At 56.3% G+C, this 12,847-nt stretch carries 9 protein-coding genes; 5 read left to right on the top strand and 4 right to left on the bottom strand.

Translation table 11 applies throughout. From position 1 onward, the window contains the following. Positions 1 to 58: 58 nt before the first annotated feature. From RIB44_02755 to RIB44_02745, 3 genes are all read right to left on the bottom strand, one after another. Positions 59 to 937 carry an HNH endonuclease gene (locus RIB44_02755; protein ID MEQ8615493.1) on the bottom strand — a complete coding sequence of 293 codons (879 nt, stop codon included), beginning with the start codon at positions 935 to 937 and terminating at the stop codon, positions 59 to 61. 26 nt (positions 938 to 963) lie between these two features. After that, positions 964 to 3,219: an NAD-dependent DNA ligase LigA gene (gene ligA / locus RIB44_02750; GenBank protein ID MEQ8615492.1), complete on the bottom strand. Its 2,256-nt coding sequence runs from the start codon at positions 3,217 to 3,219 to the stop codon at positions 964 to 966. Between the two features lie 115 nt (positions 3,220 to 3,334). After that, positions 3,335 to 3,616, bottom strand: coding sequence for a hypothetical protein (locus tag RIB44_02745; GenBank protein ID MEQ8615491.1), 282 nt, complete (start codon positions 3,614 to 3,616; stop codon positions 3,335 to 3,337). Positions 3,617 to 3,717: 101 nt separating this feature from the next. Here RIB44_02745 and uvrA point away from each other — a divergent pair, with 101 nt between their 5' ends. From uvrA to RIB44_02725, 4 genes are all read left to right on the top strand, one after another. Continuing rightward, positions 3,718 to 6,657: an excinuclease ABC subunit UvrA gene (uvrA, locus tag RIB44_02740; GenBank protein MEQ8615490.1), complete on the top strand. Its 2,940-nt coding sequence runs from the start codon at positions 3,718 to 3,720 to the stop codon at positions 6,655 to 6,657. 1 nt (position 6,658) lies between these two features. Continuing rightward, complete coding sequence (locus RIB44_02735) at positions 6,659 to 7,489, top strand: hypothetical protein (GenBank protein ID MEQ8615489.1); 831 nt, start codon at positions 6,659 to 6,661, stop codon at positions 7,487 to 7,489. 11 nt (positions 7,490 to 7,500) lie between these two features. Then, positions 7,501 to 8,553, top strand: a complete 1,053-nt coding sequence (locus RIB44_02730) for a ThiF family adenylyltransferase (protein ID MEQ8615488.1) — start codon at positions 7,501 to 7,503, stop codon at positions 8,551 to 8,553. A 202-nt stretch (positions 8,554 to 8,755) separates the two neighbouring features. After that, complete coding sequence (locus tag RIB44_02725) at positions 8,756 to 9,688, top strand: serine/threonine-protein kinase (GenBank protein ID MEQ8615487.1); 933 nt, start codon at positions 8,756 to 8,758, stop codon at positions 9,686 to 9,688. Positions 9,689 to 9,711: 23 nt separating this feature from the next. Here RIB44_02725 and RIB44_02720 read toward each other — a convergent pair whose 3' ends face one another. Next, positions 9,712 to 11,256, bottom strand: a complete 1,545-nt coding sequence (locus RIB44_02720) for a sigma-70 family RNA polymerase sigma factor (GenBank protein MEQ8615486.1) — start codon at positions 11,254 to 11,256, stop codon at positions 9,712 to 9,714. Positions 11,257 to 11,559: 303 nt separating this feature from the next. On the opposite strand from RIB44_02720, the gene RIB44_02715 reads away from it, so the two are divergent. Further along, the gene (locus RIB44_02715; protein ID MEQ8615485.1) at positions 11,560 to 12,828 is read left to right on the top strand and encodes an acyclic terpene utilization AtuA family protein; all 1,269 of its coding nucleotides are present in this window, start codon (positions 11,560 to 11,562) and stop codon (positions 12,826 to 12,828) included. Positions 12,829 to 12,847 lie beyond the last annotated feature (19 nt).

Below are 12,847 nucleotides of genomic sequence, written 5' to 3'. Positions count from 1 at the left end.
CTATTCATCCCTGTTTGTGGGTGATGTAGACACATATTACGACAAAGCTTTGCGTCCACTACTGGCGATAACAGAATCGCTTATACCGATACTGAAGAGCTTTTTCTGAAGGGCGATTGCCTTCAGTAACCAGAAGCCGATTGCGAACGACATTAGCGTATTCATGCTTTATGTTCTTCGAGCAAATAATCTTGAGTGTTCCTGGTTCTATGCCTATCAGGTCGAGATCGAACAGTGTGTGTACATCTGCTCTTAACAGCATGCCATTGCCTACATGATGATCTTTGGTGCCTCGATGAGGTCTGATGTGCGCTGCTTCTATTACGTCTAGGAGTTCACTACCCGTAACTTGGCATCGCTTTCCATATCGCTTCAGAAGTTTGTCGCGGAAAACACGCTGACCGCGGCGCTCTTTCACTTGACGATGGGCTTCTTGCCTTTCGTCCTCATCAGTTGGTAAATACTCACTCGCTTCTTCAGCGAGTGGTCGCGGTAAGTAACCCTTGGATGCACAATCCAATACTGTCTTGATACGCTCAAGTAACTCTGGCTTTGTAACAGAACATAGAAACTGCGGAGACACCCATCCAATCTCGAATGGGGTGCGGCGTAAATCGTACTGCCAATTGATTGAAATCCTATACTCAGGGTAATCGCATCCTTTATAGACATGCTTTTGCTTATAACCCTTGCCATTCCAACTAGCTGTAACAGTCCCGATACCAACGTATCCTTTGTTATTCACATACATAAGCACGCGATCACCTGGGACCATTTTTCCAAGTGGGACTCCGTACTTCTCACGTTCATTGGCTGAGTACCCCATGTTTTCCTCAAACCAAATATCCTCAGCATTCCGAGATAACTGGGGCTGTTTCTCCGCGTTGAACAACCAGTAATTCATTGCAATCCTTACATCATTCTTCTGCGAAAGCATGACCAAAACACTTAGAACCCCTAGGCCTAGCCATCTGGGTCTAGAGCCTGTGACAACATCTCTAAAAACTCCCCCTCGCTAATCACCGCCACCCCAAGCTTCTCCGCCTTGGCCAACTTGCTGCCGGCTTTCTCTCCAGCGATCAGATAGTCCGTCGACTTCGAGACACTACTCGCCGCGCGACCGCCGTGTTGGCGGATCAGGTCGTGAATTTCGTCGCGGCTGTATTGTTCCAGCTTGCCGGTCACGACGAGGGACTTGCCTGCGAAAAGTTGCGAGCCGCCTTCGGTCGCCTCGGGTTGCGGCTCGGTGAGATCGACGCCCGCTTCGCGGAGTTCCTGAAAGACGAACTGGCCCCGTTCGCTGTGCAGAAAGTGGTAGAGGCTCTTGGCGATCTCTTCGCCGATGCCCGATTCGCGACCGTTGATTTTGAACGTGCGGATATCCTCCTCGCTTGCTGCCATCAGTGCGTCAAGCGTGCCGTAGTGTTCGGCGAGGATACGCGAGCCGGTCGAGCCGACGTGCCGGATCCCCAAACTACCCAACACACGTGCCAAGCCGCGTGATTTGACCTCTTCGATGCTAGCGAGAAGATTGTCGACCTTCTTTTCGCCCATCCGTTCCAGCTTGAGCATCTCTTCGCGATGGTCTTTCAAGCAGAAGATGTCACCGAACGAATTGAGTAGCCCCGCGTCGGCCAGTTGGATGATCGCCTTCTCGCCAAGCCCATCAATGTCCATCTGGCCGCGACCAGCAAAGTGCATCAGCCGCTCGCGCAACTGGGCCGGGCACTCCGGGTTGATGCAATAACGACCGGTCTCTCGTCCATTGTTGCCAATCTCGGGCTCGACTTCGCTGCCACATTCGGGACATTCCGACGGCGGGACGACTGGTTCGACGCCTGCGGGACGTTTCTCTTTGAGCGAGCGTACGACCTGCGGGATGATCTCGCCGGCCTTCTCAATGATCACTTGATCGCCAACCCGCACGTCCTTGCGTTCAAGTTCGCCAAAGTTGTGAAGCGTCGCATGCTGCACGGTCGTCCCCGCGACGAACACCGGCTCCATCCGTGCCCGCGGTGTCAGCTTCCCGGTCTTGCCCATCTGCCACTGGATTTCCAGGACCGTCGTTTCCGCTTGTTCGGTGGCGTACTTGTAGGCAATCGCCCAACGTGGGAACTTGCTCGTGTAGCCGAGCTGCTGCTGGAAATCGTAGCGGTCGACTTTCACGACGACCCCATCCACCCCGTAGCTGAGTTCTAGTCGCTCCGTGTCGAACGCTTCCAACTCACGCAGCACCTCGCGAATCGATTCACATTGGCGGTTCCGAGCGTTGATCGGCACACCCCACGCGGCAATCTGCTGTAGCAGTTTGCTATGAGCATCAATTCCCAGGTCGGCAATCTCTTCGCTCAATTCCCCGGAACCGTGAGCAATAAACTGCAACTTTCTGGCGGCGACAACCTTTGGATCAAGCTGCTTGAGCGTCCCCGCCGTCGCGTTCCTCGGATTGGCAAACGGCTCGTTCCCCGCAGCTTCCGCTTCTGCATTCAGTCGCAAGAATTCCTTCTGCGGCATGAAGATTTCGCCACGAACCTCGAGGATTTCCGGAGGCCTGAAGGACTCCGGCCCTTGTAGTACCAACGGGACCGAGCGAATCGCTCGCACATTAGCAGTGACATCATCCCCCGAAGTACCATCGCCGCGCGTCAAAGCTTGAACTAGCTGCCCACGCTCATAGCGCAGGTTAATCGCGACGCCGTCAATCTTTGGCTCGGCGATGTAGCCGCCGGGAATGGGAAAGCCCTCCTGGCCAGCAACTTCCACTTGAGCCGCTAACGCCGAGTGTAACCCTTCACGCGTTTCTTTCGCCAGTTTGCGTACTTTCTTGGCTTCGTCCGTTCGTTGCCCTTTCACTTCTGCTTCGGCCTGGTCGACTTCTTCAAATGCCGCAGCGTAATTGCCAAACGCAGGATCAATCGCTTCGAAGCAACGCTTCGCCCACTTCGTGAGGTCCTCCTCGTTGTAGCTGTTGTCAATCGAGTACATCCGCCGTGCATGAGGCACGGTCTGGAATCCATCGATGGGTTGACCACCGACACGCTGCGTGGGGCTGTCTGGCGTAACGAATTCGGGATGCTTTGCTTCAAGTGCTTCAAGGCGCTTGAGAAGCTCGTCGAACTGTTTGTCTGATATCTCCGGCTTGGCGTCGACATAATAGAGCCGCTCATGCCGCCGGATTTCCTGGCGAAGGGCTTCAATCTGCTGGGCGACATCTGGCATGAATATTGACACTTCTGTTTTTGACAGGATTTACTGGATCAACATGATATGATTGTCCTTGCTTACGAAATCTCTCAACTTCCGATCCTGTTCATCGTAAATCCTGTCTAATGTCCTATTCGGCTTGTTCCTGCGATTCATCCGCGTCCTGCTTGGCTTCAAGCACCATCGCGCCGATGGTCAGCACCGCTAGCACGCCCAGTTCGGTGAGCATGAGCCAATCGCCGTTGGTCCTGAGCCAGGAAAACAGGGGATGCCCCGCCTGCTTGGCCGCGTCCCCCGCGGCGTTGGCAATCGTGAACGCCATGTAGCCGTAAGCGCAAGCGGTGACGACGAATACGATCCCGACGGGAATCAACAGGATATAGAAAAGGTTCTTCCGTTTCTTGCTTGGCATGGCACGCATTGTAGCAACTCGAACCCCGGCGCGGTAAGCTGGTCTGTTTGCACGTAGCTAAATAGCCCCGGCTGTACGACTGCCGATTCTGAACTCCCACTATGTCAACAGTTACAGCATCAACCGTTACTGATCCTCCCCAGACCACCACTGCCACTGAGGACGTCGAATCCTTCGACGAAATCCGCGTACGTGGCGTTGCGGTCAACAATCTCCGCAATGTTGATCTCGACTTGCCGCACGGCAAGCTGATCGCTTTCTGCGGTGTCAGCGGCAGCGGCAAGACGAGCCTGGCGCTCGACACGCTCTACGCGGAGGGACAACGCCGTTATATCGAAAGCTTCTCCACCTACACGCGACAGTTCCTCGAACAGCTCGACAAGCCTGACGCGGAAAGCATCGAAGGCATTCCCCCCTCAATCGCGGTGACGCGGAAAACCGTCAGCCGCTCCAGCCGAGCGACCGTCGGCAGCGCGACGCAGATAAACGAGCATCTGCAACTCTTGTTCGCCCGCATCGGCGAGATCACCTGCCATACCTGCGGCCAAAAAGTCGAGCGAACTTCTGCCGATCTTGCCGCTCAGACTCTCTCACAACTCGCTGAAGGTACACGAGCGATGATCGGTTTCGTTTCGCAACGCGGCAGCGAACGAACCAACGAGGAATGGCTGGCTGATCTGATCTCGCTCGGTTATCGCCGCTTGGCCTTGGGAGAAGAAGTCGTCGAACTCACCCCCGAACTCGCAGGACAGCTACGCGAAGCCGATACGCTTGAAGTCATCACCGATCGCATCAAGCTCAGCACTGAAACGACAACGCGACTGCACGACTCCCTGGAAAACGCCATGGAAGCAGGGCGAGGTGTTGCCCTCGTTTGGTCGCAGAACGAGCGTGTCGAAACCGATAAGCAAACGACTCTCGCTGGCTCAACTTGGCAACGATATGTTTTCAGCCGGCGACTTCGCTGTGAAACCTGCGCGATCGACTACCCTGATCCTCAACCTCAGCTCTTCAATTACAACAATCCTCTGGGCGCGTGCCCGGCATGCGAAGGCTTCGGCAATATCACCGAGCTCGACATGAACTTGGTCGTTCCTGATCCGAGCAAAAGCCTTAAAGAAGGGGCGATCGCCCCATGGAATACGCCCTCCTACAACCACGAGCTCGAAGAGCTGCTGGCGTTAGCCGACGACTACGACCTGCCGGTTGATGTTCCCTTCTCCAAGCTCAACCAAAGACATCTCGATCTGATCACTCATGGCGTTCCTGAACGCGACTTTGGCGGACTTGATGGCTTCATTGCTTGGCTCGAGCGCCGCAAGTACAAGATGCACATCCGCGTCTTCTTGAGCCGCTGGCGAAGCTACTCTTCTTGCCCTGAGTGCCAGGGCGCGCGGCTCAATCCGGCAGCACTTGCTGTGAAAATCGCCGGGAAGAGTCTGGCCGACGTCGTCGATATGCCGGTCGAGATGAGCAGTCGTTGGTTCGAAACGGCCCCTCTAGATGAGTCACAGCGAGTCGTTGGTCGCCTCTTGCTTTCGCAAGTGCAGGAAAGACTTCAGTACCTCGACCGGATCGGCCTGGGGCACCTGTCACTCGCGCGTCCATTAAGAACACTTTCCGGCGGAGAAGCCCAACGCGTTGCGCTGACATCCGCCCTGGGTTCAAATCTCACGGGAATGCTTTACGTGCTGGATGAACCCTCAGCGGGCTTGCATGCCGCCGACGTACCACGGCTGGTCGAAGCCGTCACTGCCCTTCGAGATCGCGGCAACACGGTCGTGTTGGTTGAACACAACGAGAAACTGATCGAAGCCGCGGACGAAGTTGTCGAAATGGGCCCTGGTGCGGGTGAGTTCGGCGGCAAGGTGATCTTCCAAGGCAAATACGACGCAATGCTTCAGTCGCCTGACAGTCGCTTGGGGGATTGGCTCTCGGGACGCCGCTTCCTGCAACTTCCAGAAAAACGTCGCGAGACAAACCAGGGTTGGCTGAAACTAAGCGGGGCGCGCGAGAACAACCTGCGTGGAAGTAGTGAAGAAGGACTCGCCGTTGATTTTCCACTTGGCATGCTCTGCGTCGTCTCCGGCGTTAGCGGAGCGGGCAAAAGCACTCTCGTGGGCGAAACCCTCTACCCGGCGGTCGCCCAAGGTTTGAAGCTGGATACGAATGGCACGAACGCCAAATTCGACGATCTTGTGGGCGTCAGTCAACTCGACGACTGCATCATGGTTGATCAATCGCCCATTGGCCGCACGCCGCGTTCCAACCCCGTCACTTACGTGAAGGCGTTCGACCCGATTCGTTCTCTGTTCGCCGGCACGACCGACGCCAAGGCGGCCGGATTCAAAGCCGGACACTTCAGCTTCAATGTCGATGGCGGTCGCTGTCCAACCTGCCAAGGGGACGGGTCGATCCAAGTTGACATGCAACTAATGGCCGACGTCTTCATGCGTTGTGCCGACTGCCAAGGCACTCGCTACCGACGCGAAGTCCTCGAAATCCGTTACCGGGGACTCAGCATCGCTGACGTGCTGGACCTCTCGGTGCGTGAAGCCTTCACCTTCTTTCGCGGTCAGAAGAAAATCCTCACGCGATTGAAATGCCTGATCGACATGGGGCTTGATTATCTGCGATTGGGCCAAGCGGCCAATACGCTTTCCGGTGGCGAAGCCCAGCGACTGAAAATGGCCAACTACGTTTCCGCAGCGAAACGAGGAAGAACTCTGTTCCTCATGGACGAACCGACCTCCGGCTTGCACAATTCCGACGTGATGCAACTGCTGGATTGTTTTCAGTCGCTGACGGACATGGGACACTCGCTCGTGGTGGTTGAGCATCATCCTCTGGTGTTGCAGGCGGCAGACTACGTGATTGATCTCGGCCCCGGTGCGGCAGAAGAAGGCGGCCAAGTGGTCGCCACCGGAACCCCGGAGCAAGTGGCCGCGAATGAGCGATCGATTACAGGGCGGTATTTGCGTGAGGCTTTGCAGAAGACGAAAGAGTATGCGTTGGCTGCCGAGGAGGAGGAGATTGAATGAAATGAAGCTCCACGACTTGCTCACCGTAGAAACGCGCAACGCCACGGATACCACCGCGACGCTCGTATTCCACGATCAATCGGTGGAGCAAATTGAAAGCGTCACAGGCATCTTGCGGGGACCAAGATGTCGATTCTCTAAGACATTGCCATCAACTTTCTCATTTGAAGGCAAAGAACTACTCGTTACCGAACCGTGCTATTGGTCGCCCCGATTGCCGTTTCTCTACGAGATCGAGCTCGAAGTGAACTTGCAGGACGGCACCTCCCTGCAATTTGAACACCGCTTGGGCATCAATCGTTGGGATATTCACCATCAGAATCTTCGCCTCGAAGGGAAACGCACCGTTCTGCGAGGCGGCAGCGTCTCAGAATTCGAAGCCGATCTCGCACGTGAACTGGAACTCACAGTTTTTACCGAAGGTCCTTCTGAAGACATCTTGAGAAAGGCGAGTGAGTCCGGCGTTCCGCTCGTTGTCGATTTGCGTGGTCAGTCGTCGCAAGCCAGTCAGCTCGCAATGCTAACTTGGTATCCCGCGGCAGTCTTCGCAGTATTTGATGGATCAACGATTTCAAAAGAGTACGATGGACTGAAACTAGCGCACGCGATCACTGCTGATGCTACGCAAGAGTCCGTTGCTTATTTGGCAGACGCAATCCTCGTTGAGCTGCAACCGGGAGAACGACCACCAAGTTGGCTTTCCGCCATCAACAAACCGATCATGGTTCGAGAGTTGGCAGATTCAATAACTGGTGAGATAAGAAACAAGTGCGATAAGCTGCAAGCGTATCTAGCCCCCGAGTTCGACTGTGCTGGCTATTTTGTTGGATGAACCCTAATCAGATGAGTGAACCCAAGTCTAAGCTCGACCACGCTCAGCGCTATCGACGGCAGGTGAATTTCGCTTCGTTGGGTGAGGACGGCCAGGAGAAGTTAGGCAAGTCAAAAGTGCTGGTCGTCGGCTGCGGTGCATTGGGCTCCGTCGCGGCAGAACTGCTCGTGCGGTCTGGCGTGGGGCATGTCCGGATTGTCGATCGCGACTTCCTCGAACTCGACAATCTCCACCGCCAAGTGCTGTACACGGAGGCGGACGTCGCCGCGAATCTCCCCAAGGCGGTTGCCGCAGCGAAGCATCTCCAGGAGATCAACTCAACCGTGACCGTCGAGCCTCATGTTGCCGATGTGACAGCCGATAACATCAAGACGCTAGCCGAAGACTGCGAGGCAATCGTCGATGGCACTGATAACTTCGAGGTTCGCTACCTAATCAACGACTACGCCGTTGCCAACAACACGCCTTGGGTATTCGGCGGCTGCGTCGGGGCCGAAGGGCAAGCAATGGCGATTCTCCCCCGCGAGACGGCCTGCCTGAGCTGCCTCATGCCCGAGCCGCCACCGGCAGAACTGCAACCCACGTGCGACACCGCAGGCGTGCTGAACCCCATCGTGCAAACGATTGCCGCTTGGGAAGTGATGGAGACATTAAAAATACTCAGCGGGAACCTCGAAGCGGTCAATCGTAAACTACGGGTACTTGACCTCTGGAACAACCAACTACGCGACGTAGGAGTGGCTCGTCGCGTGGAGGAACCGCAATGCAAAACCTGCGTGACGGGTGAATTCCCCTGGCTTGAAGGAAAACGGGGAAGCACAACAGTGACTCTGTGCGGTCGCAACGCCGTGCAAATCAGCCCAACGAGCAGTGATAGTCCAACGCTCTCGGCTGTTGCTGAGAAAGTTTCGAAACTTGGGAAGGTAACCGTCAACGCCTTCTTACTCCGCCTAGAAACAGAGGACTACAAGATTACCCTCTTTGCCGATGGCCGAGCGATTGTCGCTGGCACTGACGATCCGGCTGTCGCCAGAGCCACTCTCACCAAATACTTCGGCGGATAACGGATACGCAATGGCAAACCCGCCACGGTCGGTACAGCTTCTCACCGGTGCTAGCAGAACTCGCCATTCTACCACTGAATTTGCAAACCGGGCGTCGAGTCACGCCTCGACTTGGGCCGATTGATACTCTCAGTCGCAACCTGTTCCCGACAGGTAGCAACGCTCTTTTCGACCCAAAACTTCTTTAGTGATAGCACCGCGCATGGCCACTGTTGAGCCCTCCGCCAGTCGCTCCCCTCAAGCGACCTCCGAAATATCCCCACAGGCACCACTAGGTACGCGGCAGAAGGCAATTGGCCGCATCGGTCCTTGGCAGCTCGTACGTCTGCTGAACGAGGGTGACTTGGCGCGCGTCTACCTCGCCCGTCCCGCCGATGCGCCCGAGGAGCAACGCGCCTCATACGTCATCAAAGTCTTGAGAAAAGAGTGGTGGCGCGATGCGGGGGCCATCGAGATGCAGCGCCGTGCGGCTTGGGTAGGGCGTCGGGCGACTCACCCCAACCTGTTACCGATCCTCTCCGCCGGAGTGCAACAGCCACCGTTCTACATCGTTAGTCCACGGCTCGAAGGAGAATCGCTCGCCAATGTGCTGAAGCGCGAACGCAAGCTGCCCTTGTCCGTCACGCTCTGGCTCGTCCGCCAGGTCGCCGAAGCACTTGATGCCCTGCATTCGAGTACCGGCATGGTTCACGGCGACGTCAAGCCCGCGAATGTGATGCTAGCCGAAGATGGTCACGCAACGCTGCTCGACTTTGGCTTTGCACATACTCCCGGGGAAGCCAAGCACTGGGCGACCCAGCCAGTGTTCGGGACGCTCAACTACATGGCCCCAGAGGTTGTCGCTTCAAGCCTGGCCTGCGACCTACGGGCTGATCTCTACAGCCTCGGCGTTATGCTCTACGAAATGCTGGCCGGCGTTGTCCCTCACAAAGCCAAAGATGCCGAGTCACTCGTGCGTATGCACCGCGAAGCGAAGCCGGTTTGCATCCGTGAGCGTGAACCGGAAACTCCCAAAGCGGTCGCGTCGCTGGTGCACCGGCTCTTATCCAAAGACCCACTTCGCAGGCCGGAGTCAGCAGGGATTGTGGCGGAACAACTCGTACGGTTGGAGATCGCGAGCTTTAGTTCGCACTAACCGTGGCTGGGGCCTCCAGCCACTTACTGCATCTCCACCGGCAACTGCTCTTCCGCTCCGTCCAAGAAGCCCGCCAGCGCCCGCGACCGATACGGCGATTGCAGTTTGCGAACTGCTTTCGACTCGATCTGGCGAACCCGCTCGCGTGTCACCGAGAAGATCTTGCCGACTTCTTCCAGCGTGTAGGTGTAACCATCAGCAAGACCGTATCGCAAGCGGAGGATTTCTCGTTCGCGATAAGTCAGTTCAGTCATTACCTCTTCGAGACGCTCCTTCAGAGCTTCCAAGTTCGTATCGTAGAGCGGGTCCTCATCGCGGTTCTCTTCCAGGAACTCACCAAAGTAGTTGTCCTCGTGATCGCCCACTGGCTGATCGAGAGACAAAGGCTGACGCGTCATCTTGTGCACGCAGCGGGCATCTTCGAGCGAGAGACCTGCGATCTCGGCAATCTCCTCCGGATTAGGCTCTCGGCCATTCTCCTGAACAAACTCGCTGCTCACGGCACGAATCTTACTCATCGTGTCGATCATGTGGACCGGCAAGCGGATCGTGCGGCTTTGGTCAGCAATCGCTCGCGTGATCGCTTGGCGAATCCACCAGGTCGCATAGGTGCTGAACTTGTAGCCGCGTGCGTGCTCAAATTTGTCAACTGCCCGCATCAAGCCAGTGTTGCCTTCCTGAATAAGGTCGAGAAAGCTCATGCCACGGTTGCGGTATCGCTTGGCGATCGAGACAACCAGTCGCAGGTTGGCGGCAGAGAGTTGCCGCTTCGCCAGATCGTAGTGCCGCTTCCGCTCATTGGAACGTCGCACCAGTCGAGCAATCGTCGCTGGTGTCTCTAGCGTGATTTTCATCAAGTACTGAAGCTCCTGGCGGAGTTCATGCTCGTTGTCTTTCAGCAGGCAGTGCTCGGGATCTGCCAAGTGCTTCTTGACCGTCGCCATCCGATGCGCGATCTCATGGAGCTGCTCCATGATCGGCAGCAGGCGCTGAATCCGAAGATTTAGTTCTTCAACCAACCGAATGACTTTATTTCGACGCACAACCAATCGTCGCCAAGCGTCCCGCTTCGTTCTGGCGGTCTCTGAGGTGCTGACGGCAACACGGTAGTCCTTCTGGTTCTCGCCTAGCAAGTGGCGAATCGTCTCCAGGTTCGGGCCAATCCGCTTGAGCATACGCTTTTTCTCCGCGGTGTTCGTCACGGAGATTTCAATCGTCCGATCAAGCCGCAACTCACCATCAGCCACCTTCTGCAACAACTCGGCTGCCGCGTGCAAAACATAGTCGTTGCACAACATCGTCCGACGGAAACGCTCGCGTGTCGCTTCGATCTGTTTCGCGGCGGAGATCTCCTTGTCACGATCGAGCATGGGGATTTCGCCCATCTGCATCAGATACATCCGCACTGGATCGTCGATCGCCGTGCCCGAGCCCGTGGAATGCTCGGCTGACTCCACCAGTTCATTCTCCGCGGTTGCGCCCTTCTTATTTGTGGCACCCTTATTGGTCGATCCGTTCATGAGCGATTTACTAGCGGCGGTTTGACGAGACGGGGTTTGCTTAGACACGGTGGCTTCCTCCCTGCGATTGACGAGCATCGGAACGCTCCCTTCAGTCGCAGTCCGTGTGCCGATGCTAAAAAGCCACCCAGGGAAAATGCCGCAAACCATTGTCACAAAAAGACTTGCGACTCCATTCCGCCGCAAAGAGCACTGTTTGTTCAGCGAACCTGGTTGAATCTGGTCAACATCCGCCGGACTTGCGTTGCCCTTTTGCAACAGAAACTGTGCAACAGAAAACTCGCGGCTACGGTAGGAGCAACATCGCGGTTACAGTCCAATGAGAGAAAGGAGTTTTAACCCAACAGAGCCATGCGATTTGCAACCATCGAAGCCACTGTCGAGGGACCCATCAACGGGCTGGAAGCCTTTGTTGCCGCACAGGGTCTCGATCTTCTGAATCTTCGCTATCGCCGCGCTCGGGTCGTGAATCCCACCGGCGAGGACTGGGTCTACCCCGACTTCAATCAGTCGTTTGCAACGCACCTTGGGCAACTCACCAAGTCGCTTTACCTTGAGCCCAACCTCCATGTGTTTGCCGACGCGGGTTGGGGAAACGCCTATGGTTGTGTCGAAGCGGCGGCGGCAAAACTGGTTGATGCAGGCTGTGGCGACCTGCTCATCTCTGCTGTCCGCGGGAGCAATCTCTTACCGATGCTCGACCAGCTCTACTTCGAAGGGCAACGATTCGAGCATGAAGCGAATGGCGAGGGCATCGACTTAGAGCACCACAAGCTCTTGGCCGCTGACCTACAAATCGGCGCTGGGCCGATCGAAGCGGCTTTCGCTGAGGGAGCCCGCGTTGTAATAGCCGGTTGTTGCGATCCCACGGCCAGCGTGATCGCCAAGGCTGCTAATCAATACGATTGGCAGTGGGATGAGCTAGAAAGAATCGCCGGAGCAGCGGCTGCTGCGGAACTCACGCACGAGCTTTCGCACCGTCGGTCGCTCACTTCGCAAAGTGTCCTCCCCGTAGTTGTTGGGAGCGTTGCTCACGAAGGGAACTTCACAGTGGGCATTGATGCCCGTGACGGTGCCGGTGAAATAGCCGAACTGCGGACACGCCCCCTGCTCTCAACCGCAGATGTCAACGCTGAATGGTCAGACGTGGAAGTTTCAGAAGTCAGCCCGAGTCTCACCAACGTCTCTGGCGTGGCAGGCGCAGCGAGCGATGGGACTTGGCGATTAAGTCTAATTCACGCCCGTTTCGCAACGACCATGGAGCTTGTCTTCCGGTCAAGAGAAGTCGCTGCCGACTTCCTGAGCAGCTTGCCGGCGGAAATCCCGAATCGGGCACAGGCCCCGACCACGCCCGTAGCCGGCTGCTATTATGAAATGCTTCCGCAAAGATCAGAGAAGGACGCCTGCAGTTACCTTATACGTCTGCTGGGGGATGACCAGATGCAGTGCGAGAGTTGGTTAAACCTATTTGCGCAAAAGGTCGCGCAAGTTGGTCCTTATGTCACTTGGATTTCAGCTCCCCCACAAGTGCAAGCGGTCTGCGAGGCCTGGCCAACGCGAATTCCACGCGATCAAATTGACATTGCGGTCGACACTCGACCCGCGAAAGAATGGTTCTAAGTCTTTCAACTACACCCAG

The sequence above is a fragment of the Lacipirellulaceae bacterium genome, assembly GCA_040218535.1.
Classification (GTDB): Bacteria; Planctomycetota; Planctomycetia; order Pirellulales; family Lacipirellulaceae; genus Adhaeretor.
Note: the sequence above shows the minus strand (reverse complement) of the source record. Positions and strands in the feature narration are given on the sequence as shown.

Excerpts from the sequence above, each read along its gene's own strand:
- RIB44_02755 (MEQ8615493.1), bottom strand. The coding sequence starts at position 937 with ATGCTTTCGCAGAAGAATGATGTAAGGATTGCAATGAATTACTGGTTG.
- ligA (MEQ8615492.1), bottom strand. The coding sequence starts at position 3,219 with ATGCCAGATGTCGCCCAGCAGATTGAAGCCCTTCGCCAGGAAATCCGG.
- RIB44_02745 (MEQ8615491.1), bottom strand. The coding sequence starts at position 3,616 with ATGCCAAGCAAGAAACGGAAGAACCTTTTCTATATCCTGTTGATTCCC.
- uvrA (MEQ8615490.1), top strand. The coding sequence starts at position 3,718 with ATGTCAACAGTTACAGCATCAACCGTTACTGATCCTCCCCAGACCACC.
- RIB44_02735 (MEQ8615489.1), top strand. The coding sequence starts at position 6,659 with ATGAAGCTCCACGACTTGCTCACCGTAGAAACGCGCAACGCCACGGAT.
- RIB44_02730 (MEQ8615488.1), top strand. The coding sequence starts at position 7,501 with ATGAGTGAACCCAAGTCTAAGCTCGACCACGCTCAGCGCTATCGACGG.
- RIB44_02725 (MEQ8615487.1), top strand. The coding sequence starts at position 8,756 with ATGGCCACTGTTGAGCCCTCCGCCAGTCGCTCCCCTCAAGCGACCTCC.
- RIB44_02715 (MEQ8615485.1), top strand. The coding sequence starts at position 11,560 with ATGCGATTTGCAACCATCGAAGCCACTGTCGAGGGACCCATCAACGGG.